General features: G+C 74.2%; 26 protein-coding genes and 1 pseudogene. 16 read left to right on the top strand and 11 right to left on the bottom strand.

The window, feature by feature from the left end:
- Positions 1–196 precede the first annotated feature (196 nt).
- On the top strand, positions 197–1771 hold the full coding sequence (locus AC067J_RS27950) for a glycerol-3-phosphate dehydrogenase/oxidase (protein ID WP_478303734.1): 1575 nt from the start codon (positions 197–199) through the stop codon (positions 1769–1771).
- Complete coding sequence (locus AC067J_RS27955; RefSeq protein ID WP_478303735.1) at positions 1768–2301, top strand: hypothetical protein; 534 nt, start codon at positions 1768–1770, stop codon at positions 2299–2301. The genes AC067J_RS27950 and AC067J_RS27955 overlap by 4 nt, the downstream gene beginning before the upstream one ends.
- Positions 2302–2387: 86 nt before the next feature.
- Here AC067J_RS27955 and AC067J_RS27960 read toward each other — a convergent pair whose 3' ends face one another.
- The 3 genes from AC067J_RS27960 to AC067J_RS27970 form a co-directional block, all read right to left on the bottom strand.
- Positions 2388–2681: a hypothetical protein gene (locus AC067J_RS27960; protein ID WP_478303737.1), complete on the bottom strand. Its 294-nt coding sequence runs from the start codon at positions 2679–2681 to the stop codon at positions 2388–2390.
- Between the two features lie 241 nt (positions 2682–2922).
- Entirely contained in the window at positions 2923–5529 is a 2607-nt protein-coding gene (locus AC067J_RS27965) for a collagenase (RefSeq protein WP_478303738.1), read from the bottom strand.
- Positions 5530–5940: 411 nt separating this feature from the next.
- On the bottom strand, positions 5941–6705 hold the full coding sequence (locus AC067J_RS27970; RefSeq protein ID WP_478303740.1) for an SDR family oxidoreductase: 765 nt from the start codon (positions 6703–6705) through the stop codon (positions 5941–5943).
- Positions 6706–6776: 71 nt separating this feature from the next.
- Between AC067J_RS27970 and AC067J_RS27975 the strand changes: the two genes are divergently transcribed.
- Positions 6777–7742: a LysR family transcriptional regulator gene (locus tag AC067J_RS27975; protein ID WP_478303741.1), complete on the top strand. Its 966-nt coding sequence runs from the start codon at positions 6777–6779 to the stop codon at positions 7740–7742.
- 124 nt (positions 7743–7866) lie between these two features.
- Positions 7867–8442 carry a TerD family protein gene (locus AC067J_RS27980; protein WP_478303742.1) on the top strand — a complete coding sequence of 192 codons (576 nt, stop codon included), beginning with the start codon at positions 7867–7869 and terminating at the stop codon, positions 8440–8442.
- Here the strand turns inward: AC067J_RS27980 and AC067J_RS27985 are convergent.
- Positions 8424–9782, bottom strand: coding sequence for an FAD binding domain-containing protein (locus AC067J_RS27985; protein WP_478303744.1), 1359 nt, complete (start codon positions 9780–9782; stop codon positions 8424–8426). The two genes, AC067J_RS27980 and AC067J_RS27985, sit on opposite strands and share 19 nt — an antisense overlap.
- Positions 9783–10085: 303 nt before the next feature.
- Here AC067J_RS27985 and AC067J_RS27990 point away from each other — a divergent pair, with 303 nt between their 5' ends.
- The 6 genes and pseudogenes from AC067J_RS27990 to AC067J_RS28015 all read left to right on the top strand — a co-directional run bounded on the left by AC067J_RS27990 (position 10086) and on the right by AC067J_RS28015 (position 17033).
- On the top strand, positions 10086–12134 hold the full coding sequence (locus tag AC067J_RS27990) for an oxidoreductase (protein WP_478303746.1): 2049 nt from the start codon (positions 10086–10088) through the stop codon (positions 12132–12134).
- Between the two features lie 50 nt (positions 12135–12184).
- Positions 12185–12721, top strand: a pseudogene (locus tag AC067J_RS27995) (PadR family transcriptional regulator); the annotation flags it as partial.
- Positions 12722–12994: 273 nt separating this feature from the next.
- On the top strand, positions 12995–13912 hold the full coding sequence (locus tag AC067J_RS28000) for a hypothetical protein (protein ID WP_478303748.1): 918 nt from the start codon (positions 12995–12997) through the stop codon (positions 13910–13912).
- A gap of 107 nt (positions 13913–14019) precedes the next feature.
- On the top strand, positions 14020–14433 hold the full coding sequence (locus tag AC067J_RS28005) for a hypothetical protein (protein WP_478303750.1): 414 nt from the start codon (positions 14020–14022) through the stop codon (positions 14431–14433).
- A gap of 576 nt (positions 14434–15009) precedes the next feature.
- On the top strand, positions 15010–16416 hold the full coding sequence (locus AC067J_RS28010; protein ID WP_478303752.1) for an erythromycin esterase family protein: 1407 nt from the start codon (positions 15010–15012) through the stop codon (positions 16414–16416).
- A gap of 161 nt (positions 16417–16577) precedes the next feature.
- Entirely contained in the window at positions 16578–17033 is a 456-nt protein-coding gene (locus AC067J_RS28015; protein WP_478303755.1) for a hypothetical protein, read from the top strand.
- Positions 17034–17169: 136 nt separating this feature from the next.
- Here the strand turns inward: AC067J_RS28015 and AC067J_RS28020 are convergent, their stop codons facing one another.
- Positions 17170–17982, bottom strand: a complete 813-nt coding sequence (locus tag AC067J_RS28020) for an NAD(P)H-dependent oxidoreductase (protein WP_478303757.1) — start codon at positions 17980–17982, stop codon at positions 17170–17172.
- Positions 17983–18080: 98 nt separating this feature from the next.
- On the opposite strand from AC067J_RS28020, the gene AC067J_RS28025 reads away from it, so the two are divergent.
- Positions 18081–19070, top strand: a complete 990-nt coding sequence (locus tag AC067J_RS28025; protein WP_478303759.1) for a helix-turn-helix transcriptional regulator — start codon at positions 18081–18083, stop codon at positions 19068–19070.
- 71 nt (positions 19071–19141) lie between these two features.
- Here the strand turns inward: AC067J_RS28025 and AC067J_RS28030 are convergent, their stop codons facing one another.
- Positions 19142–19369, bottom strand: coding sequence for a hypothetical protein (locus tag AC067J_RS28030; protein ID WP_478303761.1), 228 nt, complete (start codon positions 19367–19369; stop codon positions 19142–19144).
- A gap of 327 nt (positions 19370–19696) precedes the next feature.
- On the opposite strand from AC067J_RS28030, the gene AC067J_RS28035 reads away from it, so the two are divergent.
- The gene (locus AC067J_RS28035; protein ID WP_478303763.1) at positions 19697–20320 is read left to right on the top strand and encodes a hypothetical protein; all 624 of its coding nucleotides are present in this window, start codon (positions 19697–19699) and stop codon (positions 20318–20320) included.
- A 94-nt stretch (positions 20321–20414) separates the two neighbouring features.
- Here AC067J_RS28035 and AC067J_RS28040 read toward each other — a convergent pair whose 3' ends face one another.
- Both AC067J_RS28040 and AC067J_RS28045 read right to left on the bottom strand, forming a co-directional pair.
- Positions 20415–21068, bottom strand: a complete 654-nt coding sequence (locus tag AC067J_RS28040) for a DUF642 domain-containing protein (RefSeq protein ID WP_327682365.1) — start codon at positions 21066–21068, stop codon at positions 20415–20417.
- Between the two features lie 242 nt (positions 21069–21310).
- Positions 21311–21751, bottom strand: a complete 441-nt coding sequence (locus AC067J_RS28045; RefSeq protein WP_327682367.1) for an ATP-binding protein — start codon at positions 21749–21751, stop codon at positions 21311–21313.
- Between the two features lie 441 nt (positions 21752–22192).
- Here AC067J_RS28045 and AC067J_RS28050 point away from each other — a divergent pair, with 441 nt between their 5' ends.
- The 3 genes from AC067J_RS28050 to AC067J_RS28060 all read left to right on the top strand — a co-directional run bounded on the left by AC067J_RS28050 (position 22193) and on the right by AC067J_RS28060 (position 23669).
- The gene (locus AC067J_RS28050; protein ID WP_478303764.1) at positions 22193–22387 is read left to right on the top strand and encodes a hypothetical protein; all 195 of its coding nucleotides are present in this window, start codon (positions 22193–22195) and stop codon (positions 22385–22387) included.
- 94 nt (positions 22388–22481) lie between these two features.
- Positions 22482–22865 carry an aegerolysin family protein gene (locus tag AC067J_RS28055; RefSeq protein ID WP_478303766.1) on the top strand — a complete coding sequence of 128 codons (384 nt, stop codon included), beginning with the start codon at positions 22482–22484 and terminating at the stop codon, positions 22863–22865.
- A 276-nt stretch (positions 22866–23141) separates the two neighbouring features.
- Positions 23142–23669 (top strand): peptidylprolyl isomerase, encoded by a 528-nt coding sequence (locus AC067J_RS28060; RefSeq protein WP_478303768.1) that lies wholly within the window; start codon positions 23142–23144, stop codon positions 23667–23669.
- Positions 23670–24019: 350 nt separating this feature from the next.
- Here AC067J_RS28060 and AC067J_RS28065 read toward each other — a convergent pair whose 3' ends face one another.
- Positions 24020–24694, bottom strand: a complete 675-nt coding sequence (locus AC067J_RS28065; RefSeq protein WP_478303770.1) for a DUF3558 family protein — start codon at positions 24692–24694, stop codon at positions 24020–24022.
- 295 nt (positions 24695–24989) lie between these two features.
- Between AC067J_RS28065 and AC067J_RS28070 the strand changes: the two genes are divergently transcribed.
- Positions 24990–25367: a hypothetical protein gene (locus tag AC067J_RS28070; protein ID WP_478303771.1), complete on the top strand. Its 378-nt coding sequence runs from the start codon at positions 24990–24992 to the stop codon at positions 25365–25367.
- 49 nt (positions 25368–25416) lie between these two features.
- Here the strand turns inward: AC067J_RS28070 and AC067J_RS28075 are convergent, their stop codons facing one another.
- Together AC067J_RS28075 and AC067J_RS28080 are read right to left on the bottom strand one after the other, a co-directional pair.
- Positions 25417–25653 carry a hypothetical protein gene (locus AC067J_RS28075; RefSeq protein ID WP_478303773.1) on the bottom strand — a complete coding sequence of 79 codons (237 nt, stop codon included), beginning with the start codon at positions 25651–25653 and terminating at the stop codon, positions 25417–25419.
- A gap of 180 nt (positions 25654–25833) precedes the next feature.
- Positions 25834–26015 (bottom strand): HNH endonuclease (locus AC067J_RS28080; protein ID WP_478303774.1); only part of this gene is annotated, 182 nt, incomplete at its 5' end.

Genomic DNA, 26015 nt, shown 5'->3' on the forward strand with positions numbered 1-26015 from the left:
ACGACCGCGGGGGGCCGGTGAGCGGCCGCGAACGGCTGCACGTCGTCCACGCCCGTCGGGCCGCCCGGCCGCCCGCGCCGCCGGCCGCCCGTTCGGCCGGGGCCGTCCGCACGACCTCGGCCGCCCGCACAGCCCCGGCTGCCCGCCACCGGCGGCCGGTGACCCGCAGCAACGCCACCCGCCACGGAGGCCGCAGATGACCACCACCGCCGGACCCTTCGCCGGGACCACCCGACTCACCGCCCGCCGGAGGGAGTTGGAGCTCGAAGCGCTCGCCGCCGCGCCGGTCGTCGACCTCCTGGTCGTCGGCGGCGGCGTCACCGGTGTCGGGGTCGCCCTCGACGCGGCCGCGCGCGGGCTCTGCACCGTGCTCGTCGAATCCCGCGACCTCGCCTTCGGTACCAGCCGCTGGAGTTCGAAGCTCGTCCACGGCGGCCTCCGGTACCTCGCCTCCGGGCGGATCGGCGTGGCCCGGGAGAGCGCGCTCGAACGCGGTGTGCTGATGACCCGCACCGCCCCGCACCTGGTCCGTTCGCTGCCCCAACTCGTGCCGCTGCTGGACGGGTTGTTCCGCCCCGGGCAGGCCTCGCTGGTCCGTGCGGGCTTCGTCGCGGGTGACGCCCTGCGGCTGAGCGCCCGCACTCCGGGCGCGCTGCTGCCCCGGGTCCGCCGGGTGGGCGCCGACCGCGCCCGCCGGCTGGTGCCGGGCCTGCGGTCGGCCGGCCTGAACGGCGCGCTGGTCGCCCATGACGGCCAACTCGTCGACGACGCGAGGCTGGTGGTCGCCCTCGCCCGGACGGCGGCGCAGTACGGGGTGTCCGTGCTCACCCGCGTCCGCGCCGACGAGGTCACGGGTGGCGGTGCCCGGCTCACCGACGAACTCACCGGTCAGTCGTTCGCCCTCACCGCCCGCGCCGTCGTCAACGCCACCGGCGTCTGGGCCGGCGAGGTGGACCCGTCGATCCGGCTGCGGCCCAGCCGGGGCACCCACCTGGTGGTCGACGCCGCCGCGCTCGGCCGGCCCACCGCCGCGCTCACCGTCCCCGTTCCCGGCTCCACCAGCCGGTTCGTCTTCGCGCTGCCCCAGCAGCTCGGCCGGGTCGCGATCGGCCTCACCGACGAGGACGCGCCCGGCCCGATCCCGGACGAGCCCAAGCCCACCGACGCCGAGCTCGACTTCCTCCTCGACACCGTCAACGCGGCCCTGGAGACCGCCCTGACCAGGGCCGACGTGCGCGGCGCCTTCGCCGGGCTGCGGCCGTTGATCGACACCGGCGACGGTGCCACCGCCGACATCTCCCGGCAGCACGCGGTGCTGGATTCGCCGGAGGGGGTGATCACGGTGGTCGGCGGCAAGCTCACCACCTACCGCCGGATGGCCGAGGACGCCGTGGACACCGCCGTCCGGCTCCGCGAGCTGCCAGCCCGCGACTGCTGGACCACCCGGCTGCCCCTGGTCGGCGCACCCGGTCACCGCGACAGCCGCCCCTGCCCCGAGGGCGAGGTGCCGGCCTCCCTGGTCGCCCGCCACGGCGGCGCGGCCCGCGAGGTGCTCGCGGCGGGTGAGGCGCTGGGCGCCGGGTACGCGGCCCCGGTCGTGGACGGCATCGACGTGTGCCGCGCCGAGATCGCGTACGCCGTGACGCACGAGGGCGCGCTGGACGTCGAGGACGTGCTGCACCGCCGGACCAGGATCGGCCTCGTCCCGGCGGACGCGGAGCGCGCCCGGGCGGCCGTCGAGGAGATCGTCGCGAAGGCGGTCCGCGCGTGACCGGCGTGACCGGCGTGACCGAGGTGGCGGGGGCACCGGTGGACGGGGGCCGGGAGGAGCTGGTCCAGTACCGGGTCGTCAAGTACGTCGAGGAGGAGCGGACCGGTGCGCGTCCGGCCTGGACGAGCCACTCCGACATCGGCCTGTCCTTCGGCGGGGAGGTGCTCACGGCCGAGGCCTACGCGGAGACGGAGGAGCGCTACCTCGCGGCGGTCCGCGGGTTCGCGGCGGCCTGCGGCGTCTCGGCCGTCCGGGTGACGGCGCTGGAGATCGAGCCCGAGAGCACCTGGTGGGGGCGGGTGGGCGAGGGCGACGAACTCGCGCTCGACGACGCCGTCGAGCTGGCGCGGTCGATGCTCCGGGAGGAGTTCGTCTGGTGCCGGCTGTCCGGCCCGGACGGCTTCTTCGCCCACTTCGGGTACGACTACTACATGTACCTCGGCGGGCCGGGCCCGGCCGAGGCCGCCGTCGGGGCCGCCCGGCGGTCCGGGCTCCAGGTGGACGCGTTCACCTCGCCGTACTGGGACTGACCGGCGGACGCCGAGGTCGCGGGCGGTGGGCGGTGGGCGGCGGCCGCCGGGCGCGGCACCGCGCGCCCGGCGGCGGCCCCGGGCGTTCAGTGCTCCGTCTGCTCCGGCATCGGGTGCTCCGCGCCGCCGGCCTCCAGGACGCACGTGAGCGGGTTCCCGGGGACGCCGCTGCGTTCCAGCCGGACGGCGAGCGGCCGCGGGGGCTCCTCGGGCAGGCGGACGGCCAGGGTGAGCGGGTAGACGCCGTGCCCGTGGACGCGGTGGAAGGCGACCTCCTTGCCGTCCACCAGCAGCTCGGTCTCGGTGATCCAGCCGGCCCGCACGTTCACCGTGACGGAGTGTCCGGCCCGGTCGAGACGGAAGCTGTGCCGCTGGCGCATGGATGACCTCCCGGGAGCCCGCCGATTCCCCCGCACGACCACGTCAGTCTACGTCCGCGCTCCGGTCCTGGCCCCGGCCCCGGCCGGGACCGGAGCGGACCGGACCGGAGCGGGAAGGGCGCCGACGCGGAGCGCCCGGCCGGGGAATCCCGGCCGGGCGCTCGCGCAGATGCTTCTCAGAGACCGGGGTCCCAGAGGTCCCAGAGACCCCGGAGTCCCCAGGGCCCCCGGGGACCCGGGGTCAGAACTGGGTGCTGACCGTGACGCCGCTGAAGTCGGTGACGGCGTACAGGCTGATGTAGCGGTAGCCGGCGGTGGGGTTGGTGACGGTGAGGGACTGGGTGGTGCCCGTGCCGGTGGAGGAGGCGGTGAAGGCGTTCGGCGAGGCCCAGGTACCCGCGTTGTAGTACAGGTGCGCGGTGCCGGTGCCGCCGGAGGTGGTGACCTTCAGCGTGGTGGTGCCGGCCGGCAGGTAGACGTACAGGTAGTCGGTGTTCCCGGCGGTCGCGGCGCGGCCGGTCCGCGAGCAGTTCCGGCCCATCGCGTCGGTGCGCTGCTCGGTGCAGTTCGGCAGGGCGACCGGGGCGGCCGTCACGGTGACCGTGGTCGGGGTGGTGGCGGTCCGACCGGTGTCGTCGGTGGTGGTCAGGGCGACGGTGTACGAGCCGGCCGCCGCGTAGGTGTGGCTCGGGTTGCGCTCGTCCGAGGAGGTGCCGTCGCCGAAGGTCCAGCGCCAGGAGACGATCCGGCCCGGGCCGGTCTGCACGGACCGCTCGGTCACGTTGACGGTCGCGCCGTTCACCGACGCGTCGAACAGCGAGGTCGGGCCGGCGGCGTAGCAGGCGCCGGCGGCGCAGGCGGTGAGCCAGGCGTCGAAGTCGGCGTCGTAGGAGGTGCCGAGGTTGTTGTAGACCGCGTAGCCGCCGGTGTAGTCGCCGACGCGGAAGCGGGCCAGCATGGCGTGGACGTCGGCCGGGTGCTTCTCCAGCATGTACCGGACGGCCAGGTAGCCCCACGGGTAGACGCGGGTCGAGTCCGAGTTGCCGTAGGTGTTCTGGAAGATGGTGCTGAGCTTGTAGGTGTGCAGGGCGGCCTGGGCCATCGCGTCGGTGTCGGTGGTGGCGCGGTAGCTGTAGGAGATGTACTCGGCGAGGCCCTCGACCCACCAGATGTCCGGGACGGACATCTGGGTGTTGTAGTTGCCCTTCATGTCGTAGATGGCGTCGAGGTAGTGCGTGTACTCGTGGTTGAGGTTCCACACGCGGGCGGGGTCGCTGTTGTTCCAGGCCTTCTGGTACATCACGGTGGCGGCCCGGCGGTTCGGGTCGGTGGCGTCCATGACGGTCTGGCCGCCGTTGTCGGTCGAGTTGCCGAAGATCGCCCACGAGTAGGTGGTGTAGTCGGTCTTGTTGGCGAAGATCCCGAAGGTGACGGTCTTGGCGTACTGGTTCGGGATCGGCCCGTTGTCCTTGACGACGTTGTGGAAGAACGCGTCCTGGTTGCGCAGGCTCGCGCAGACGGTGGCCAGTTCGGCGGCCGACAGGGCCTGGGCCTGGAGGGTGCGGTTGTCGCAGACCAGCTGGTTCGGCAGGACCACCGAGGTGAGCTTGGCGGGCAGGTTGCAGATGTCGTAGTACGAGCACTGGCTGCCGTTGTAGTAGGCGGCCTGGACGGCGGTGTAGACGTACAGCGACGCCTCGGGGGTGAGGAGCGGCGCGGAGTCCAGCACCCGCTTGACCTGCGGCTTCGCCACGGCCTCGACGGTGGGGCTGCTCCCGGCCATCCGGGCCAGGTCGTTGCCCGCGTTGGTGTCGAGGACGGAGTTGGGGCCGTTGAGCAGGTCCTTGTGCTTGATCGCGAAGTCGGCGAGCGAGGTGACGAGGCTCGGGTAGGCGCCGAGCGCGTTGACGAAGTTCGGGTTGGTGTTGCCCCGCCAGAGCGGGAACCTCAGAACGGAGTTGACCGCGCTGACCATCTGCGGGAACGCGTTGTACGAGTTGTCGTAGTCGTCCAGCACGCGCTTGTAGACGGGCAGGTAGTCGGCCTGGATGTTGGCGCTGTCGGTCTGCGTCAGCACCTCCTTGAGCACGCGGCCGTTGTTCTCGGTGACGTCGTGCCAGCGGGAGCCGGCGAAGAACGCGTCCAGGCCGGCCTTGACGGCGGTGGTGAGTGCGCTGGTGTACGGGCCGGCCGCGTCCGGGTAGTAGGACTGGATGTAGTAGCCCACCCGCAGGTAGAGCACCAGTTGAAGGATGCCGGTCGAGTTGTCGCCGGTGTAGCCGGCGGCGAGGTCCTTGAAGGCGGCCGCGACGGTCAGCATCCGGGACTGCTGGAAGATGCTCGGGTCGGTGCCGCCGTTGTTGAAGAGCGCGGAGACGCACTCCGGGGTCGAGCTCTTGAGGAATGCGACCAGGTCGGCGCCGGTGTGGGCGGCGAAGTCGGCCGGGGTGCAGGTCGGCGCGGCGGCTTCCGCGGCGGCGCCCGACTGGGCCCGTGCCGCGAGGGACTTGGGCTGGGCGGGGGTGGTCGCCGCGGCCGTCGCGGCCGGTTCGCCCATGAGGGTCTCGCTGAGCAGCGCCGGGGGCAGCGGGGTGGCGGGCGCGTCGGGGTGCTCGGACCCCGTGGTCGCGCCGGCCGTGGACAGGCCCGCCGGCTTCCCGGCAGCAGCAGCGATCGCTGCTGCTGCCGCCGCCGGGGTGGTGCTGGTCGGGGCTGTCGCGGTCGGGGCCGGTCCGGCGGTGGCGGCGGGGGGCGCCGCGAAGGCCTGGGCCGGCAGCACGGCGGTGGCCGTGGCGCAACAGGCGACGACGCCGGCTGCGAGCGTGGAGAGACGTATGCGCAGGTGCACGCCGAGTCCTTCTTCGAGTGGGGGCAGCCTGACGTGGGGTCAAGCTGAATGAAGGAGATTGGCGTGGATCCTGTCACCGAATGGCGGTCAGAACAATGTCACAGGTCATATGACATGAAGCTTTCGGCCACCTGACCGACCGCGGTGTTCGCCGTCTGGCTGACCTGCGTCGGCGGAGACCGGGGCGGCCCGGCTTGCGGAGCGCCGATCGGCGAGCGTGGCGCGGGCCGCGAGGTCGCCCGCCACCCCGCCGGCCGACGGGCCGCGCGGAGTGGCCGATCTGCGTCCCGGCCCGGGGCGCTGCGGGGTCGGGGCGCCTCGGGTCGGGACGTCTCGGGGCCGGGATTCTGCGGGGCCGGGATTCCGCGGGGCTCGGGGTGCCGCAGGCGCGAGGGCTCCCGGCCGAAGGCCTCAGGCGAGGCGGCCGCCGCCGTCGACGTGGAGGACGGTGCCGGTGACGAACGGGCTGGTCATCGCGAAGTGGACGGCGCGGACGAGGTCCTCGGTGGTGCCGGTGCGCCGGGCGGGGTTGCGGTCGGCGACGGAGCGCAGGAACTCGCCCTTGTCGGCGCCCATGCGGTCCCAGGCTCCGGTGTCGACGATGCCGGGGGAGACGGCGTTGACGCGGACCGGGGCGATCTCGACGGCCAAGGCCTGGACGAGGAAGGCCAGGGCGCCGTTGGTGGTGGCCATCACGGTGCGGGCGGGGGCTGGGCGCCAGGCGGCGACGCCGGAGAAGAAGGTGAAGGACGCGCCGTCGGGGGTGTCGGTGGCGGCCTGCGGGGCGAGGTGCTTGGCGAGCAGCAGCGGGCCGTAGACCTTGGCGGCGAACGCCCGGTGGACGTCGGCGAGTTCGAGCTCGGCGAGCGGGCCGTTGGCGGGCATGGCGGCGGTGGAGACCAGGTGGTCGAACCGGCCGGTGGCGGCGGTGAGGGCGGCGATCGAGTCCTCGTCGGCGAGGTCGACGGGGACGACCTTCGCCGGGCCGGCGAGCTCACCGGCGGTCCACTCCAGCTTGCGGGGGTCGGGGCCGGCGAGGATCAGCTCGGCTCCGGCGGCGGAGGCGGCGTGGGCGAGGGCGCGGCCGGTGTTGGATCCGGCGCCGACCACGACGACACGGCGGCCGGAGAGGGAGGGGCCGAGGTGGGCGGGGGCGGGAACGGGGGGAGTGGTCATGGGACAACCCTGCGGTGACCAGGCCGGATGCGTCCAAGGCTTGTTTTCTTGGGAAGCCATAAACTCTCTGCATGGCTACCCCCACGCTTCGCCAGTTCGAGTACCTGGTGACCGTCGTCGACACCGGCTCCTTCACCCGGGCCGCCGAGCTGCTGCACGTCACCCAGCCCGCGCTCTCGCACCAGGTGCGGGCGCTGGAGAAGGCGGTGGGCGGGGCCCTGCTGGAGCGGCTGCCGCGCGCGGTGCGGCCGACGCCGATGGGGCGGGCCGTCCTGCCGCACGCCCGCGCCGCGCTCGCGGACGCCGAACGGCTGCGCGCCGCGGCCCGGTCGGCGGCCGGACTGGACGGCGGGGAACTGGAGTTGGCCACGGTGTACTCGGTGAGCCTGGGCATCCTGCCGCCGGTGCTGCGGACGTGGCGGCGCGCGCATCCGGGGGTGCGGATCCGGCTGCGCGAGTACGCGCACAACGAGGAGCTGCGGGCGGCCATGGCGGCCGGTCAGGCGGACGTGGCCGTGGGGACCCCGCCGGCCGACTGGGAGGGGCCGATCCGGGAGCTGGGCGTGGAGGAGTTCGTGCTGACGCTGCCCCCGGAGGACGCGGAGGACGCGGAGGACGCGGGCGGCCCGGGCGGCGCGGACGGCGCGGAGCGGGCCCGGCGCCGGCGCGTCCCGCTGGCCGGACTGGCGGACCGGGACTGGGTGCACTACGCCCCCGGCAACGGGCTCGCCGACCTGCTGGACGCGGCCTGCGCGGAGGCCGGGTTCCGGCCGCGGGTGGCCGTGCGGACGGAGCAGACGGCGGCGGCGCCGCTGCTCGCGGCGGCCGGGCTCGGGGTGGCGCTGGTGCCGGCCAACATCGTGCCGACGGGGTTCGACGGGCTGGTCCGCCGCCCGGAGCCGCCGGTGCGGCGGGTGCTGGTCGCGTACACCCGGACCAGGCCGGACCCGCTGACGGCGGCCTTCGTCGACCTGCTGGCCCGGCGGGCGTGCCTGCTGCCGCCGCAGGTGGCGGAGCTGCTCGCGGACGGCGGGTGAGGGGGAGTCCGGGGCCGCAGGGGGAGCCGTAGGTGGCCGTATTCGGTCGGACGGATTCTCGTGATCTCTACAGTGTTGTAGATTCTTTTCCAGGGAGAGCAGCAGCGCAACCGAGGAGGGCACTGTGGGAGTTTCGCTGGCCAAGGGCGGCAACGTCTCGCTGACCAAGGAGGCGCCGGGCCTGACCGCCGTCATCATCGGACTCGGCTGGGACGTGCGGACCACCACCGGCGCCGACTACGACCTGGACGCGAGCGCGCTGCTCTGCAACGCGGTCGGCAAGGTGCTCTCGGACGGGCACTTCGTCTTCTTCAACAACCTGCGCAGCCCCGACGGTTCGGTCGAGCACAGCGGCGACAACCTGACCGGTGGCGGCGACGGCGACGACGAGCAGATCAAGGTCGACCTGGCCGCCGTCCCGGGCGACGTGGCCAAGGTCGTGTTCCCGGTGTCGATCTACGACGCGGACGCCCGGCTGCAGAGCTTCGGCCAGGTCCGCAACGCCTTCATCCGGGTCGTCAACCAGGCCAACGGCCAGGAGATCGCCCGCTACGACCTCACCGAGGACGCCTCGACGGAGACGGCGATGGTCTTCGGCGAGCTGTACCGCAACGGCGCCGAGTGGAAGTTCCGCGCGATCGGCCAGGGCTACGCCTCCGGCCTGCGCGGCATCGCCACCGACTACGGCGTGCACGTCTGACCGGGCGAACCGTCCTGCGCTGAGGCGGAGTTCGGCGGCCGGTCGAGGGACAGGCCGCCGAATCCGCCGGTGCCGGCGAGCTGTTCGCGCCACCAGTCGGCCATCCCGGCCTCGTCGATGGCCGTCCAGTCCGGTGCGCGGGTGACCTGCGCCTGTCCGAGCCGGCGGCCGAGGTCGACCAACGCCCGGCCCACCGCGCCGCGTTCGCGGTCGTACCCGGGCAGCAGGTCGTCCCAGCCGTCGGCCGTGCGCCAGGCGTCCTCGAAGGCGCAGGCGTCCTGGAGCGCCTTGGCCGCGCCGCTGGTGTTGTGCGGGCGGACCAGGGTGGCGGCGTCCCCGGCCAGCAGCAGGCGGCCCGCGGTGCGGCGCGGGGTCGCGAGGTCGTGGATCGGCTGGAGGAGGATCCGTTCGACCGGGGTCAGGTTGACCACTCCGGCCCAGTAGGGCGGGAGGTACCGGTCGGCGAGTTCGGCCAGTTCGTCGAGCCGGGCGGGGTCGAGCGAGCCGGCCGGGATGCCGTTGGGGTCGGCGGAGGTGTCGTCGGCGGGGCGCAGCCAGGCGGGCGCGGGCGCGTAGAAGACCCAGTTGACCAGGGTGGTGCCGGGCGTCAGGCCGGGGATGCGGTAGAGCACGACCTGGCCGCCGGGGTAGCAGGCGGTGATCACCTCGTGCCCGGGCCAGCGGGCGGCGCCGCCGGGCAGCCGGTCGAGCAGGCGGGCGTCGAAGCTGCCGCGCCAGCAGACGTACCCGGCGTACTCGGGCCGGGCGTCCGGGCAGACGGCGGCGCGGACCACCGAGCGGTAGCCGTCGGCGCCGACCACCAGGTCGTACGGCTCCCGTCCGTCGGCGGTCTCCACCCAGGCCTGCCGGCCGCCGTGGTCAGGGGAGTCGCCGACCGCCCCGCCGCCGACCGCCGCCCCACCCCCGGCCGCCGCCCCGCCGCCGCCGACCGCCGTGACGGTCGTGCCGGCGCGGAACTCCACGCTGTCCGGGGCGCGTTCGCGCAGGCCCTGCCAGAGCACGCCCCAGTGGAACGAGTGCATCGTCATCGGCTGGACCCAGAGCACCCGCCCGCGCGGGCCGTGGGCGCCGGAGGAGTCGGCGGCGACCCAGTGCCGTTCGGTGAGCGGGTGGTGGCGGATGCCGTCGTCGAGGTGGCCCGCCCGGACGAGTTCGGCGTAGCGGTCCAGCACCACGCAGAGGCCCACGCCGCGGTCCTCCAGCCGGCCGGGGCTGCGCTCCAGGACGGTGACCCGCTCCGCTCCGCCCCGGGCGGCGGCCCGGGCGAACGCGCACCCCGCGATGCTGCCGCCGACCACGGCGACCGATCCACCCCGCACGGCCGTGCCCCCTCTCCGGGGCCGCGGTCGGCCCCGTCCGTTGTCCGACGACCATACGCCGCGGACTGACGATCCGTCAGCAAAGCACCGGGGGAGTCCTCGGCGGGCGGGGCAGGGCGGGGCGGGGCGGGGTGGGGCAGGGCGGGGCGGGAGGGGGTGAGGGGTCCGGTGGGGCCGTGGGAGTCGGGGGTGGGGCGGAGCTCCGCCGCCCCTCTTATGCAACCAGTTGCATATGAGTCGGCTCCTCCCCTACCGTGTGGTAACAACGAGCCGCCGCCTCGACGAAGCCCCCGGAGACCCCCGATGACCGCCACCCCGCCGCCGCCCCACCCCGACTACCCGCACCTGCTGCGCCCGCTCGACCTCGGCTTCACCACCCTCCCCAACCGCGTCATCATGGGCTCCATGCACGTCGGCCTGGAGGAGGCCCCCGACGGCCCGGAACGGCTGGCCGCCTTCTACGCCGAACGCGCCCGCGGCGGCGTCGGCCTCATCGTCACCGGCGGCATCGCCCCCAACGAGGCCGGCCGCCCCTGGGGCGGCGGCGCCATGCTCACCACCGAGGAGGAGGCCGAACAGCACCGCGTCGTCACCGACGCCGTGCACGCCGCCGGCGGCCGGATCGCGCTCCAGATCCTGCACTTCGGCCGCTACGCCTACCATCCCGACCTGGTCGCCCCCAGCGCCGTCCAGGCCCCGATCAGCCCGTACCCGCCGCGCGCCCTCACCGGCGACGAGGTCGAGCAGACCATCGAGGACTTCGCCCGCTGCGCCGCCCTCGCCCGCCACGCCGGCTACGACGGCGTCGAGATCATGGGCTCCGAGGGCTACCTGATCAACGAGTTCGTCGCCGCCACCACCAACCACCGCGAGGACGACTGGGGCGGCCCGTACGAGAACCGGATGCGCTTCCCGGTCGAGATCGTCCGCCGGGTCCGCGAGCGGGTCGGGCCCGACTTCATCCTGATCTACCGCCTCTCCATGCTCGACCTCGTCCCCGGCGGCTCCACCCTCCCCGAGGTCGTGCAGCTCGCCCAGGCCGTCGAGGAGGCCGGCGCCACCATCATCAACACCGGCATCGGCTGGCACGAGGCGCGCATCCCCACCATCGCCACCTCCGTGCCGCGCGGCGCCTTCGCCTGGGTCACCCGGAAGGTGATGGGCTCGGTCGGCATCCCGCTGGTCACCTCGAACCGCATCAACACCCCCGAACTCGCCGAGCAGTTGATCGCCGACGGGTACGCCGACCTGGTCTCCCTCGCCCGCCCGCTGCTCGCGGACGCCGACTTCGTCGCCAAGGCGCGCGACGGCCGCGCCGACGCCGTCAACACCTGCATCGGCTGCAACCAGGCCTGCCTCGACCACACCTTCAGCGGGAAGACCACCTCCTGCCTGGTCAACCCGCGCGCCTGCCACGAGACCGAACTCGTCCTCGCCCCGACCAGGACGCGCAAGCGCATCGGCGTCGTCGGCGCCGGACCGGCCGGCCTCGCGTTCACCGTCTCCGCCGCCGAACGCGGCCACCACGTCACCCTGTTCGACGCCGCCGACACCATCGGCGGACAGCTGGACATCGCCCGGCGGATCCCCGGCAAGGAGGAGTTCGACGAGACCATCCGCTACTACCGCACCCGGCTCGCCGAACTCGGCGTCGAGCAGCGGCTCGGCGCCCTGGTGGAGGCGCCGGACCTCGCCGCCGAGGCCTTCGACGAGGTCGTCCTCGCCACCGGCGTCACCCCGCGGATCCCCGCCGACCTCCCCGGCGTCGACCACCCGAGCGTGCTCGGCTACCTCGACGTGCTGCGCGACGGCGCACCCGTCGGCGAACGCGTCGCCGTCGTCGGGGCGGGCGGCATCGGCTTCGACGTCGCCGAGTTCCTCACCGACCAGGGCGACGAGGCGAGCCTCAACCCGCCCGTCTACCAGCGCAAGTGGGGCATCGACCCCGAGTACCGCGAACGCGGCGGCCTCGCCCGGCCCGAGCGGCCCGCGCCCCCGCGCCGCGTCCACCTGCTCCAGCGCCGGACCGGCAAGGTCGGCGCCGGGCTCGGCAAGACCACCGGGTGGATCCACCGCGCGGAACTCAAGCACCGCGGCGTCACCATGGTCGCCGGCGCCCGCTACGACCTGATCGACGACGCCGGACTCCACTTCACCCTCGACGGTGAACCGCAGCTGCTCCCCGTCGACACCGTCGTCCTCTGCACCGGGCAGGAACCGCGCCGCGACCTCGACGCCGCACTGCGCGCCCTCGGCATCACCCCGCACCTGATCGGCGGCGCCGACGAGGCCGCCGAACTCGACGCCAAGCGGGCGATCAAGCAGGGCACCGAGCTGGCCGCCGCACTCTGACCACCCCGCGAGGAGGCGTGCGGCACCCCGTGGCCGCCTAGGATCGACCCATGTCGCTGCCGCACGCCATCCTCACCGCCCTGCTGGAGAAGCCGTCCTCGGGGCTGGAGCTGACCCGGCGGTTCGACAGGTCGATCGGCTTCTTCTGGTCCGCCACCCATCAGCAGATCTACCGCGAGCTGGGCCGGCTGGAGACCTCCGGGCTGATCCGGGCGCTCCCGCAGACCGGCCCGGTGCGCGGCCAGAAGAAGGAGTACGAGGTCCTGCCCGCCGGCCGGTCCGAACTCGAACGGTGGACGGCCGGCGCGGACGACCCCAAGACCGTCCGGGAGCCGCTGCTGCTGCGGCTGCGCGCCGCCGCCGTGGTCGGCACGGCAGGCCTGGAGGCCGAACTCCACCGGCACCTCGCGCTGCACCGGGCGCAGTTGGCCGACTACCAGGAGATCGAACGGCGCGACTTCCCGCCGGCGCCGGGCGCCGAGGCCAACCCGCTGCAGCACGCCGTCCTGCGGGCGGGCATCGGGCTGGAGGCCTTCTGGGTGCAGTGGCTCGCCGAGACGCTCGCCACGCTGCCGGCGGACGGCCCGGACGGCCCGGACGGCCCGGACAGCGCCGCCGGTACGGGCGCCGCCGGTACGGACGGCCCTGACGCCGCCGCTGGCCTCTCCGCCGATCCTGCCGGACCCGCGGCCCGACTCTCCCCCCGGCGCTCTGCCGAAACCGCCGTAGACCCGTCCTGACCCGCCCTGACCCGTCCTGACCCGTCCTGACCTGCGGATACACCGTCCGGGCGGGCGGGCTCCGGGGTGCGGTGGGAGACTGGACGCCTGTCCCTGCCCGCACTCTCGACCGGGGGCCGCATGTCTCTCCCGAGGCCTTTTCCCGCCCTTGCGGCTGCGGCCGCCACCGCCCTGCTCACCCTCGGCACCGCCGGACTCGCCGCAGGCTCCCCACCCGGGCCGCCCGCGCCGACCGTGACCGTCGCGGCCGCCCCAGGGGCCACCGTCGCGGCCCCTGCCCCTGGCGCCGCAGCCGCCCCGGCCGCCGTGCAGCTGCCCACCAACGAGCAGCTCAGGTCCGCCCTGCTCACCGCCGAGGAACTGGGGCCGGACTTCACCGAGATCCCGGCCGGCGCGAGCCCCTCGCCCGAGAGCGGGGCCTCCCCGGTGGCCGGCTGCGACGCGCTGCGCGCGCTGCTGAACCGCGAGACGGCGCAGGGGCCCGCCGGACGGCCGCACCAGGGCGTCGAGTTCGAGGGCCCGGCGGGCAACCCGCTGATCACCGAGTCGCTCACGGCCGAGGAACCGGACCGCCTGGCCGCCGACTTCGCCACCGTCAGCTCCGCGTTCGCCGACTGCCGCAGCCTCACCTTCAACGACGACGCGGGGACCGCCGTGACCTTCACCGTCACCCCGATCGCCCTCGGCGACCGGCCCGGCGCCCCGGCCGTCCGCCTCGACGGCGTGCTGGAGGGCATCCCGCTCAACGGCTACCTCGGCGTCGAACGCCTCGGCGACGTCGCCCTCTCCTACGGCTACTTCCAGCGCGACTCCTCCTCCTCGCAACTCGCCTCCCTCTACTACCGCGCCGCCGTCGCCAAGGCCGAACGCGTCCTCGGCGCCCCGGCGGGCTCGACGGTGGCCCCCACCGCCCCGGGCGTCCCGTCGACGCCGTCCCTGCCCGCCACCCCGTCGGTGCCCGCCACGCCGTCGGCGCCGGGTACTCCGCCCGTGCCGGGGACGCCGCCTGCCCCTGGGGTCCCGACCGCGGCGGTCTGACGGACCGCTGCCGATCCGCCCGGGCCGTCCGTGGTGGACGGCCGGTGCCCGCCCGGGCCGCCTCCGGCTCCCTGGCGCGGCGGCCTCCCGGAGGCCACAATGCGGGCATGCGCAAACGGCTCCCGGCCGGCTTGGCGGGCCTGTTCACGGTGGCGGCGGCGTCGGTGGCATGCGGTTGCGGTGGACCCGCCGGGCCACCCCCGGCGACCGCCACCGCGCCGCAGACGGCAGCCCCCTCGCCGTCCCCGCCGCCGTTCGACCCGCTGGAGGACTGCGTCCTGAGCATCGGGCCCTGGCTCAGGACGTACCTCGACGGCGGCACGGACCTCGGCGACTACCAGGAGATGGGCCTCTCCAGCGCGCAGGGCGGAGCGCTGCGCGAACTCCAGCGCCAGGCGGCGGTGTTGAAGGCCCGAGGGCCGCTGCCGCCGGACTGGGCGGCCACGGAGGTCCATCGGGCCTGCGTCGCGATCGTCGCTGCCAGGGCCACCATGACCGCGAAGCCGACGGGCTGGCCCTGACGGTCACCTCCCGACCGGTGGTGCGCCGGCCGCCGAACGGCTCACGGCCGCCCCGGCCGACTCGGCCCCGGCCGCCCCGGCCCCGGCCGGTGCGGCGCCGGTCGGCGCGGTCCGGTGCGGCGAGCCCTCGGCCGACTCGCTGCCGAGGGCGGGCGGAGGTCGGAGGAGCCCCTCGTCACCGGCCGTGATCCACCGCGAATCGACGGGTGCCCCTGTTGCCTCGGCCCGTTCGGGGGTGATAGACCGCTTCCCGTTCGGGTCCGCGCCCGCTTCCCGTTCGGACTCCCGGCGGCTTCCCGTTCGGGTCCGCCTCGGCCGTGAGCGGTGGCGGGCGCCGGGTATCGGACGAACTGACGGTGCGTCAATGCCCGATCGCTGGTGCACGCCGTCGGGCGCTCGCCCCGTGCGCGCCCGGGTTCATGCGCTGCCGGACCCGCCTGCTGGGGTCAACCCCACCTCTGAGCAGGGGGTTTACCCCCGGAAGGGTTGGAGGACGGCCCCAGCGCGCCCCGCGGCCACACCACGTGATGATCACTCCACCGCCCAGCGGAGACACCGAGTTCAGGAGTGATCAGCATGACCACGCACACGAAGGCCTTCGGACGACGGGGCCTGCTCGCCGCGACGGCAGCGCTCGCCACCACCGCCCTGCTCGCCCCGGCGGCCTTCGCCGCACCCGCCGCGGACGCCGCGTCCGCCTCGTCCGGCCCCGCCTCGCCCGGCGCCACGGCGTCCGGTGCCACGGCGATCGACGGCCGACAGGCCGCCGCGCTACGCGCCCTGGAGCGCGCCGCCCAGCCCCTGCGCTCCACGGAGCCGGGCGGGCGCAGCACCGACCTGCGGGCGCTGGGGGCGATGATCGGGGACGCCAAGGTGGTCGGGCTGGGTGAGGCGACCCACGGCTCGCACCAGTTCTTCGCGATGAAGGAACGCGTCTTCCGCTACCTCGTCGAGGAGAAGGGCTTCACCACCTTCGCCCTGGAGATGAGCTGGACGGCCGGCCTGCGGATCGACGAGTACCTCCAGGGCGGGCCGGGCGACGCCCGGCGGACGGCGAAGGAGGCGCTCGCCGGATCCCCTTGGGAGCGCGAGGAGTTCGTCAGCCTGATCACCTGGATGCGGCAGTACAACGACCGGCACCCGGACCGGAGGGTCCACTTCATGGGCAACGACGTCGGAGCGCCGAAGCTCGGCGACGCCGCCTTCGACCGGGTCACCTCCTACGTCCGCTCGGCCCACCCCGAACAGCTCGCGCGGATCGAGCAGTTGTACGCGGGCCTGCGCCCCCTCGACGACGTCTTCGCCTACCTGGGCCGGCCCGTCGCCGAGCGGCGGCACAACGCCACCGTCGCCCAGCAGGCCTTCGACCTGCTGACCGCGAACAAGGGCGCCGGCGGTGACGCCTACGAGTGGGCCGAGCAGCACGCCCGCAACATCGTCCAGACCTTCGCCTTCACCGCCCTCGACCTGTCCGACCCGGCGTCGGTGTCCTCGGCGGAGCACTACCGCGACCAGGCCATGGCCGACAACACCGCCTGGTGGCAGCGCCGCACCGGGGACAGGATGCTGCTGTCCGCGCACAACGGCCACGTGGGCTACCTGTCCACCGACCCCGTGATGTACCCGACGACGCAGGGCGTCTACCTGCGCAACGCCCTCGGGCGGGACTACGCCGCCATCGGCTTCACCTTCAACCAGGGGGCGTTCCTCACCGGGACCGACCTCGGCGGGGCCTGGAACACGGTGACCGTCCCCGCGGCCACCCCGGACATGCAGGAGTACACCCTCGACCGGGTCCACTACCGCGACTACTACCTCGACCTGCGCACGCTGTCGGCGGCGGGCCGGTCCTGGCTCGACACCCCGCGCCCCGTCAACGACGCCGGGTCGAGCTTCAAGCGGCCGGCCCCCGCCCTCGCGGTCAACCAGGCCTACGACATCCTGATCCACCTCCACCAGGTCCACGAGGCCACAAAGCTCTGACCCCCCCGGGGGTCCGGCTGCGACGGGCCCCGGCCGGCCCTGCCCCGCGCCCGGAGCCGCCCGTACCATGACGAGCGGTCGGTCCATCGGACCGGGTGCGGTTCAGGGGCGGCGCGCGGGCCGGGACGGTGCTGCGGGGGCGGCCGCGGGACGGGGGAGCGATGAGCGACGAGAGCCTGGACGGGGACCCCGGGAGTACCGGGTCGCTGCCCACGGCACCGGTGCACCGGCCCGGTGACCCGACGCCGGTCCCGGCCGGGAGGAAGGGCGACGGCTGCCTGGCCGACATCGGCGACCTGGTGGGCGATTTCGTCCTGGAACTGGTCGGGGAAATGGTCCTCGGCCTGGTGCTGGCGGTGCTCACCACCGCGTCGCTCGCGGGCGTCTTCGTCCTCGCCGTGCTCGCGCACCGCCAGAGCCCCGCCCTCGCCTACGCGCTGGCCGCCCTCGCGGTGGCCGTCGTCGCCCTCGGGATCCGGCAGCTGCGCCGACCACGCGAGCAACGCGGCCGGGCGGGCCGGATCCTCGGCTCCGTCACATCGGCGCTGGGAATGTGGCTGATGCTCTGCGTCGGCTACGCCTCGCTGAGCGAGGCCCTGGACCTGGCCACGTTCTGAACCGCCGCGGTCCGGCCGCCGGCCCGCACCCCCGCACCGGCCCGCACCCCCGCACCGGCCCGCACCCCCGTGCCGGGCCGGCATCCCGGCGCGGGCCGTCCTCCTGCCGAACTCCCCTGCCCGGGGCGGCCGCCGGTCAGCCGCGCGGCGCCACGTGCAGGGCCAGCCCGTTCGTGCCCGGCGCCTCCACCTCGGGCAGCAGGCGCATGTCCCGCCCGTAGTCCCCGCCGTCGAGCCGCCGGAACGGCACCGGCTCGTCGGTGAACAGCCCGTCCAGCCGCCGCCCGTACTCCTCGGTCAGCTCGGCGAACCGTTCCGGCGAGACGTCCGACGAGCCGTACACGGCGAACGGTTCGAGCGCCTCGATGCCGGTGAACCACAGCACGCCGTGCTGCACGGGGAACAGCAGGTCGGCCAGCGGGCCGTGCGCGCCCCGGTCAGTGAACGCCGACTCCCGGGCCCCGGCCGTCACCGCCAGCAGCCCGCGCCGCCCGCCCAGCGCGCCCTCGCTGTACGGCGGCGGGACGGCCGGCCCGTGCGCGAACTCGAAGGTGAGCACCCGGTCGATCCAGCCCTTGAGGATCGCCGGCACCGAGAACCACCACAGCGGGAACTGCAGCACCACGGCGTCGGCCCGGCGCAGCTTCTCCTGCTCGGCGGCGATGTCCGCCGAGAGTCGCCCCACACGGGTGGCCTCGCCCTGGGCGGCCAGCACGTCCAGCCGCTCGTCCGCCGGCCGGTCGGGGAAGTCGTCGGCGTCCAGCGAGGCGTGCCACTTCATCGCGTACAGGTCGGACACCTCCACCCGGTGCCCGGCGGCCCGCAGGTGGTCGGCGGCGAACGCGGACAGCGCGGACGTGAGCGAGCGCGGCTCGGGGTGCGCGGTGACGAGGAGGACGGTCTTCTGCGGGGCGGGCGCGGTCTGCTGCTGCGGCGTGTGCTCGGTCATGGCACCACCCTCCCGCCGGCCGCGCCGGGCAGCCAGCACCCTGTGATTCCGGAGGACTGCCGTTCCTGGTACTGAGAGGGCCACCCATACTGGATCGCATGGACACCAGCACCGACACCGGTACCGACACCGGTACCGACACGGGCACCGACACGGGCACCGCCACCCGCGGGGACGAGGGCACCGGCGCGACCATCCCGGTGGACGGGGTCGGCGACCCCAGCCGGGCGCTCGGCGCGTTCCTGCGGGCCCGCCGCGGCCGGGTGGCCCCCGAACTGGTCGGTCTCGCGGGAGGCGGACGGCGGCGGGTGCGCGGGCTGCGCCGCGAGGAGCTGGCCCAACTGGCCGGGATCAGTGTGGACTACTACGTCCGCCTGGAACAGGGCCGCTCCACCCAGCCGTCGCCCGAGGTGCTCGGCGCGCTCGCCCGCACCCTCGGACTGGACGAGGCCGAGCGCCGCCACCTCGACACGCTGGCCTGCGCCCGGCGGGTGCCCGTGCCCAGGCCCTGGGTCAGTCCGCTGCTGCGCCGCATGCTGGACGCGCTCGGCGCCGACCTCCCCGCCTTCGTGACGGACCACCGCCTCGACGTCGTCGCGTGGAACGGGCTCGGCGCGGAACTCATCGGCGGCGTCGGCGATCTGCCGCGACGTGACCGCAACCAGGCCTGCTTCCTGTTCCTCGATCCCGCGTCCCGCACCGTCCACCCCGACTGGGCGGACCGCGCGGCGGAGGCCGTCGGCCAGCTGCGGGTGGCCGCCGGGACGTGGCCGGACGACGCCGAGCTGGTCGCGCTGATCCGCCGGCTCTCCTCGCGGAGCGCCGACTTCCGGCGGATCTGGGAGACGGGGGAGGTGGTGATGTGCGCGGCGGGCCGCAAGCGGCTGCACCACGCCGTGACCGGGGTGCTCACCCTGGACTTCGAGCCCCTGAACATCCCGGCGGCCCCCGGCCAGACCGGCCTGGTGCTGCACGTGTTCAGCGCGGGCGAGGACGCCGGCACCGCCGCCGCCCTGACCCGCCTCGCGGCGGCCGGCAGCGGCGGCGGCACGGGCGGTGGCGGGGGCGGCGCGGAGCAGGCCGACTGAGCCGGTGCGGTCGGGGCGGCCCCGCCACCGGTGCGGTCCTCCCGGCCGGATCGTCGAGCGCTGCCGGCCGGTCACGACCGGCCGTGTGTCCGGGTTCGTGGCCGCCCGCCCCGGGCCCCTGGGCCCCACCAGGCGGGCGGCGGCCGGTCCCCGGGGGCGGAGGTCGGCTGGTCGGGATGGAGCCCGAGCCGCCGCAGTGCCTCGGCGCGGAAGCGGACGGCGAACCAGCCGTGCCAGTGGCCGTCCCGGTCGGCCCCGCAGGCCAGGTCGATCCTGATCTCCTTCGGGGCGAAGGGCATCCAGTCGATGCCGCGGTCCCGCAGTCAATCCGCCATCAGCCGCCCTGGTTTGGGGCAGCCGGGGAGGTTCTCGTAGGAGAAGAGGGTGATCCACTCGTCCGTCTGATCGGTCATGCGCCCCATCATGCCGCCTGGCCGCTCCGGGCCGCCCGACCGTGTGGCCGATGTGGTGTTTTCGGACAGACCGGGTGGTCGGGGCGGGGGATTCCGGTCACGGTTCGTGGGCGCCCGGACCCGGCGGGGAGGGGTCTCGCATGCTGGACGGGTGCCCCGGCTCCGATCGGGCGGGGGCGTTTGCCGTAGCTGTGCTCACACGGAGGTGGCCGGATGGGGTCGGGGATTCGTACGTGGGTGTGCGGGGCGGGGGTCGCCCTGGCGATGGTGGCGGCGGGGGCGCCGGTGGCGGGCGCGACGCCCGCCGACACGCCGGTGCGGCCGGGGATGATCGACATCGCGGACCTGCCGCCGGACTCGCTGACCTGGATGGGAGGGGCGTCGGACCAGCCGGGCGGGAGCTTGATGCCGACCTGTCTGTGGGAGTGGGGCAGCGACGTGCCGGAGGAGAACATCTGGAGCGCCGACTTCTTCACCTCGGAGACGGCCTCGGCCGTCGAGCGGGTCTGGGTGCTGCCGACGGAGGCCGAGGCGGTCGCGCTGGCCGAGTCGCTCCGGCAGGCCTACGCGGGCTGCGCCGACCGCCTCCGCGCCGCGTACCCGGGTGACGTCGTGACCGGCTACGACCACGGCTCGGTCGCCGTCGAGGAGGGCGCGACCGTGGGCGGGGTGAAGCGCACCCGCACCTCCCCCTGGTCGTCGTACAACAACTACCTGTTCGGCGTGGGCAGGGACGGCAGCACCGTCGTCATCGTCGACTGGGAGAGCAACTGGACCCAGCCGGACGTGCCCGCCTTCAAGGAGACCATCAAGGCGGCGGTCAACAAGCTGTACTGATCGGGCTGTTGTCCTGCGGCCCCGCGCCACCCGGCTCCGGCCGGGCGGCGCGGCGCCTCCGCCGCCCTGCCCCGCCCTGCCCCGCCCCGCCCCGTCAGGGCAGGCAGAGCACCAGCAGGCAGCTGCGCACCTTCACGTCGTCGATGACCGGGCCGCCGTAGCCGGGGGTGGTGCTGGCGAAGGTGAGGGTGACGGAGGAGCCCAGCAGGTTGGTGAAGGCGGCGGTCTGCTCGGTGTAGCCCATGGAGCGGAAGCCGTGCCCGGTGGTGTCGAAGGAGAAGTCGAGCACCGTCGTGCCGTCGACCCGCACCTGGCCGGTCTTGAGCGCGGGGGCCCACGCCGGGTTGCCCGCCAGCTTGAAGGTGACGAGGTACGTCGTCAGCGGTGCCACCGGGAAGGTCTGCGAGACGCTGCCGGTGGTGCTGCCGTTGAGGTCGAGCGACTGGTGGCCCTCGGCGACGTCCCAGAGGCGGTCGGAGGTGAGGTCGGCACTGTCGCCGCCGACCGTCCAGGGGCCGAAGGTCTGGCCGCCGAGGTAGTCGGTGAACGGCGACGGGGAGGGGACGACCGGGCTCTCGAAGCCCCCGTCGGAGAAGCCCGCCACCGCTGCGGTGGCACCGGCGCCGGGCGCGGCGCGGGGAGCGTCACCGGGGGCGGCCGAGGCGCTGCCGGCGGTGGCGGTCAACAGGAGGGCGGCGGAGAGGACGGCGGCGGAGACGGCGGTGGCGGACGGGCGGAGCGGGCGCATGGAGGCCTTTCCGGTCGTGCGACGCCACCCGCGCGCCTGGCGGCCCGGGTGGCGGGGTCTCCGGCCGGGAGCCCCTCCCGGAGTGTGCGGTCCCGTGCACGCCCCGCCAAGGGGCCGGGCGTGGTGCGCGGGAGCACGGTGACCACGGCGGGGGCGGGAGTGCCGTCCGCATGGCGCGCGACCGGAAGCGCACGCCCCAGTGCGCGCCCTGCTCGTCCCCGCCCCGCCGCCGGACCCGTCCCTCAATCGGCCTGCACCGGAGCGCCGTTGCCCTCCGTCGGGATGATGACGAGGACCAGGTCGGTGCCGGGCGGGTCCTCGCGGTGCGAGACGTGGAAGTCGTCGGTGAGGCGGGCGATCAGGCCGAGTCCGCGGCCCGAGGTGCCGAGTCCGGGGGCCGCGTCGGGGGCGGGCGGGGCCGGCGGGGTGAAGCCCGGCCCGTCGTCTCCGACGGTCACGGTCAGCCGTCCGTCGGTGAGTTGCCACCGCAGCCGGACGGCCGTGCCGGGCCGCTGCCGGTTGCCGTGCACGATGGCGTTGGCCGCCGCCTCGTGGACGGCGAGGCCGATCCGGTAGCGGTCTTCCTCGCCGAACTCGCAGGCGTCGGCGATCTGTTCGGCCCAGGCCCTGGCGGCGTCGACGCTCGCCACCTCGGAGGGCAGCTCCGTCTGCGGGGGAGGCATCACCGTCGCTGCTCCTTGCCTGGTCACCGTCAATGCCGCGGGCGAGCCTAGGAGCCGGCGCGGTGGTGGCCCGGGCGGCGCTCGTGTCGTTCACTCGAACGAGTGGGCAAGGAGCGGGAAGTCGGCGGGTCCGACATCCTGGGAGCGTCGGCTCCCGGCCCGCACCGCCCCTGTGTGAGCCGGCGGTGCGGCGGCCGGAGTCGCCCTGGCCGACGAGGGAGGCGCTCGACCGGGCGCACATCGTTTGTGTGCGCCCTTTCCTGGTCTGGCGCGAGCCGGTTGCACTCCTTCACGCCCCGCGGTGCCGTGCGCGGGAGCGGCGCGCCTGCGGCGAGTGGTGCGCATCCGACCGATTGACTGGCGCCGCGATGCAGGGCGGCCCCGCCCCGCCCCGCCGTGTGCGCCATCCCCGCCCGCGCCCGCCCTCAGGTGAGGACGGCAATGAAGGTTCTGACCCACAACGTGATGTCCCTGTCGTGGCTGATGCAGCAGGGCGAGGCCGCCGAGTCCGCGCACGTCGGCGGCCACGACCTGCTGGTCCTCCGGGAGCTCTTCGACCCCGACCCATCGGAGGAGCCGCTGAAGCGCCTGGAGGGCAGGGGCCATCTCCACCGCCCGGTGACGGCGGGCTGCTGAGGCGGCGGTCGACGCCGGCGCGGAGCGCGCCGGACCAGAACGGCGGGGAAGGCGCGGGGGCCACTGAAGTGGAACCGAGGAGAGGAAGGAAGCGATGTCCGAACAGAACTACATCGCCGTCACGATCGGCAACCGGACCGGGGCGGCACTGGAGGTGCAGAAGTACGACCTGTACTCGGGCACGTGGGAGGCCGAAGGCGACTTCCCACCGGTCGAGGTCCCGGCGGGCAAGGAGCTGATCGCGTTCCGCGCCAGCGGCAGGCCGGGCACCGCGGCAGGCACCGAGGGCTACGTCGTCCACGAGTTGGCAGACGGCTCCGGAGCCACCGTCAAGGTCTACTGGGACGCCCCGTGGGGCAGCACCTACAACAACCTCAAGGTCGACACGTCCGACTCCGACATCACGGTCGACGTGGAGGGCTGGACGGGGAGCGGTGTCACGGAGGAGGTGACCCTCACCGTCCACGACGACCGCTGACCCGTCCGGCCGCCCCGCGCCGATCGGGCGCAACTCGTACACCTGCACGGGGAATTCATCGGGCCCCGCCTGTCGACCGGCAGGCGGGGCCCGTGCTGCGACGGCCGCGGTGCCGTGGACGGCCGTGCGGCTCCGGTTCGCGCATTCGACCTTCACGGCCGGTGGGCGGCCCCGTTGGTTCCGATGCGGTCCGAATCGGCGTGGATGCGGGGTCCCGGCCCGATCGCGCTCCTACGGTGGGACCGCTTCGTTGCCACTCCGAGGGAAGGTGCACACATGGCCGACGAGCTCTACGCGACTCTCAGGACGAACCAGGGCGACATCGAGGTGCGGCTCCTGCCGGACCACGCGCCCAAGACCGTCGCGAACTTCGTCGAACTCGCCAACGGCGAGCGCGAGTGGGTCAACCCCGAGACCGGGCAGAAGACCACGGACAAGCTGTACGACGGCACCGTCTTCCACCGCGTGATCGAGGGCTTCATGATCCAGGGCGGCGACCCGCTGGGGAACGGCACCGGCGGCCCCGGCTACAAGTTCGCCGACGAGTTCCACCCGGACCTCGCCTTCACCAAGCCCTACCTGCTCGCCATGGCGAACGCCGGCCCGGGAACCAACGGCTCGCAGTTCTTCATCACGGTCTCCCCGACCAGCTGGCTGACGGGGAAGCACACCATCTTCGGCGAGGTGACCGGCGACGCCGGGAAGAAGGTGGTGGACGCGATCGCCACCGCCGACACCAATCCGCGCACGGACCGGCCGGTCAACGACGTCGTCATCGAGTCGGTCGTCATCGAGACCCGCTGAGGGCCTACTGGCGGCATGCCGAGGGCCTGCCGAGGACGTCCGCGCTCCGGCGCACGGGGGCCTTGGATTGGCAGGGCCCGCCCCAGGGTCAGTACGTACGGGGGATGACGCACTGTGCCCGGGGCGGTGCCCTTGGAAAGACCTTGGCACAGTCGAGCGGACGATGGGAACAACTTGCGGCAATTGAGCGGAAACAGGGGACCAAAGGCCCAACCCGTTCTCCCGTTAGGGCAGGCGAACTGCCCCGCGCGCGCGGCGAATGCGGGCGGGCGGGGGTGAGGGATCCGTAATGGCCGGGCGGGCGGTGCCGCCGCGAGCAGGCTCCGGGCTGCTCGCGGCGGCATCACGGGTCAGCCCTTGATCGCCTTGGCGAGGGTCCGGGCGAGGGCCTCCTCGGAGGCCGCGTCCTTGGCGGCGTCGGGGTTGTTGGCGCCCAGAGTGCGGTTCGATTGGACCTCGACCCGGTAGTACTGCGCGCCCAGCGCGAAGTACAGGGCGGGCTTGTGGCCGTTGCCGCGGGACTCGACGAACACCTCGTTGCCGACGTCCTTGACGGCCGGCTCCTTGGCGGTCGGGCGCTGGGAGTCCCTCTTGTAGCTGTTGTAGGTGGAGGCGTCCACCTCCTGCAGGCTGGTGAGGGACTCCCTGTTGCTCCAGGAACAGCCCCAGACCGCCGCGCCGCTGGGCTGCCTGCCCATGGGGGTGCCGGGGAACGGGCCGGGCGTGCCGACCACCGCCTTGACCTGGTCGGAGGTCAGCAGCGTGCAGGCGTCGGCCGGGCGGGCGGCGGGCGGGGCCGCCTGGCCGCTCTGCCCGCCGGCGGAGGCCGCGACGTCGCCGGCGAGCGCGTTGCCGGTGGTGGGGGCTGCTGCCTTGGCCTTGTCCGAGGCCTTGTCCGAGGCCGAGTCGCCCGAGGACGAGCAGCCGGCCACCGCGACCGATGCCAGGGCGAGCGCGGCGAGCCACCCGTACCGGCCTGACCTGCGCGGTCGCCGGCCGTACCGGGTGACGGAGTCGAGCTGCATGTGAGGTACCCCCCTCGTCGGCGGCCGGTCCCGTCGGACGGACCGGTCGTTCGGCTTGATCGTACCGAGCGAGGGGTGTTCGCAATCTTGATTGCCCGAAGGGGAGTTGACCGTCACATCGTGGTGTCGGTCGTGGGCTGCACGAACCATCGGGTGGCTCGGGTGGCTCCGCGGGCGGCAACGGGTCGCTGCGGAAGCGCGTTCCGCCGGCCCCGTGACCGCGCCACGGCCGGTCTCGCCGACCGCAGCGCGAGGGACGTGGACCATCTGGGCGCGGCCGTGGTCCACTGCGCGCATGAGCCTGTTGGTGGACGTGTTCATCGCTGATGAGAACGGTGAGTTCCGTTTCCTCGACGTCCCCGAAGGGTCGTCCGATCTTGCCGGCTTCGAGAGCTGGCGCACCACGGTCTGGGGGTCGGAAGCCGTCCGCTCACTCGGCGCACGGTTCTTCCCTCGGTTGGCCGGAGACGAGCTCCGCGTTGCCCCGGAGGACGTTTCGGAGTTCATCGAGGAAGTCCTCCTGCTCCAGGGCAACATCGAGTCCATTGCCGCCGCAATGGACTCACCCAGGCCCGTCGCTCAGCGCGTCGGCGCGATCTCCGATCGGCTGGACAACATCCTCGACGCCGCTCGCCGGGCGGCACGGATCCGCGGCGGAGTCCAGATCTGGTAGGCGGATCGGGGGAGGGGGAAGTCGGCGGGGCCGACTTCCCGTGCGGCGGTCAGGGGTTGGGGGCGAGGCTGGGGTCGGGGGAGGAGGTGGTCGAGGAGGCGGGGGCGGGGCGGGGGAGGGGGTGGTGGTGCCTGAGGACGGGGTAGGCCCAGGCGACGAGGGCGAGGAGGAGGGCGAAGGGGAGGAGGGTGTAGGCGGTCGCGGCGGCAGGGCCGGGGAGGGGCGGCGGCGGGGTCTGCGCCGTGGTTCGGAGCCGCCGTCGGTGGTGGCGGTCAGGCGGCAGCATGGGCGGCGGGAGTCGGCTCGGTCGCGGCGGTGGGGGCGGACGTCGGTGCGGTGAGGTCGAGTGTGAGGTGGGCCGCCGGGCGAGGTGTCAGCTCGTGAGCTGCTCCTTTTCCCAGCGGCCTCCTCCCGAACCCGCCGTGCGACGTTAATCGCAACGGGCTCTCCAGTGACTGCCGTGAGGTCAGGCAGGGTGGCCGACGTGGATGCCTTCGTGGCAAGTCGCGCAGACCACAAGGGTTTTGCGTCGTCTCTTCGCCATGAGGGCAGCCCAGTCGGGTTGTTCCCGTCCGCCCTGGTCGAGGTCGGCGAGCTTGCGGACCTGGTGGACCTGGATGTTCTCGGTCCGTCCGCACATCTCGCATA

Source organism: Kitasatospora sp. NPDC042419 (assembly GCF_056437345.1).

Coding starts and splice junctions, on each gene's coding strand:
- AC067J_RS27975 (WP_478303741.1), top strand. CDS start 6,777: ATGGCTACCCCCACGCTTCGCCAGTTCGAGTACCTGGTGACCGTCGTC.
- AC067J_RS27970 (WP_478303740.1), bottom strand. CDS start 6,705: ATGACCACTCCCCCCGTTCCCGCCCCCGCCCACCTCGGCCCCTCCCTC.
- AC067J_RS28035 (WP_478303763.1), top strand. CDS start 19,697: ATGGGGTCGGGGATTCGTACGTGGGTGTGCGGGGCGGGGGTCGCCCTG.
- AC067J_RS28050 (WP_478303764.1), top strand. CDS start 22,193: ATGAAGGTTCTGACCCACAACGTGATGTCCCTGTCGTGGCTGATGCAG.
- AC067J_RS28075 (WP_478303773.1), bottom strand. CDS start 25,653: ATGCTGCCGCCTGACCGCCACCACCGACGGCGGCTCCGAACCACGGCG.
- AC067J_RS28040 (WP_327682365.1), bottom strand. CDS start 21,068: ATGCGCCCGCTCCGCCCGTCCGCCACCGCCGTCTCCGCCGCCGTCCTC.
- AC067J_RS27950 (WP_478303734.1), top strand. CDS start 197: ATGACCACCACCGCCGGACCCTTCGCCGGGACCACCCGACTCACCGCC.
- AC067J_RS28055 (WP_478303766.1), top strand. CDS start 22,482: ATGTCCGAACAGAACTACATCGCCGTCACGATCGGCAACCGGACCGGG.
- AC067J_RS27990 (WP_478303746.1), top strand. CDS start 10,086: ATGACCGCCACCCCGCCGCCGCCCCACCCCGACTACCCGCACCTGCTG.
- AC067J_RS28025 (WP_478303759.1), top strand. CDS start 18,081: ATGGACACCAGCACCGACACCGGTACCGACACCGGTACCGACACGGGC.
- AC067J_RS28020 (WP_478303757.1), bottom strand. CDS start 17,982: ATGACCGAGCACACGCCGCAGCAGCAGACCGCGCCCGCCCCGCAGAAG.
- AC067J_RS28005 (WP_478303750.1), top strand. CDS start 14,020: ATGCGCAAACGGCTCCCGGCCGGCTTGGCGGGCCTGTTCACGGTGGCG.
- AC067J_RS28030 (WP_478303761.1), bottom strand. CDS start 19,369: ATGCCCTTCGCCCCGAAGGAGATCAGGATCGACCTGGCCTGCGGGGCC.
- AC067J_RS28070 (WP_478303771.1), top strand. CDS start 24,990: ATGAGCCTGTTGGTGGACGTGTTCATCGCTGATGAGAACGGTGAGTTC.
- AC067J_RS28065 (WP_478303770.1), bottom strand. CDS start 24,694: ATGCAGCTCGACTCCGTCACCCGGTACGGCCGGCGACCGCGCAGGTCA.
- AC067J_RS27960 (WP_478303737.1), bottom strand. CDS start 2,681: ATGCGCCAGCGGCACAGCTTCCGTCTCGACCGGGCCGGACACTCCGTC.
- AC067J_RS28000 (WP_478303748.1), top strand. CDS start 12,995: ATGTCTCTCCCGAGGCCTTTTCCCGCCCTTGCGGCTGCGGCCGCCACC.
- AC067J_RS28060 (WP_478303768.1), top strand. CDS start 23,142: ATGGCCGACGAGCTCTACGCGACTCTCAGGACGAACCAGGGCGACATC.
- AC067J_RS28010 (WP_478303752.1), top strand. CDS start 15,010: ATGACCACGCACACGAAGGCCTTCGGACGACGGGGCCTGCTCGCCGCG.
- AC067J_RS28045 (WP_327682367.1), bottom strand. CDS start 21,751: ATGCCTCCCCCGCAGACGGAGCTGCCCTCCGAGGTGGCGAGCGTCGAC.
- AC067J_RS28015 (WP_478303755.1), top strand. CDS start 16,578: ATGAGCGACGAGAGCCTGGACGGGGACCCCGGGAGTACCGGGTCGCTG.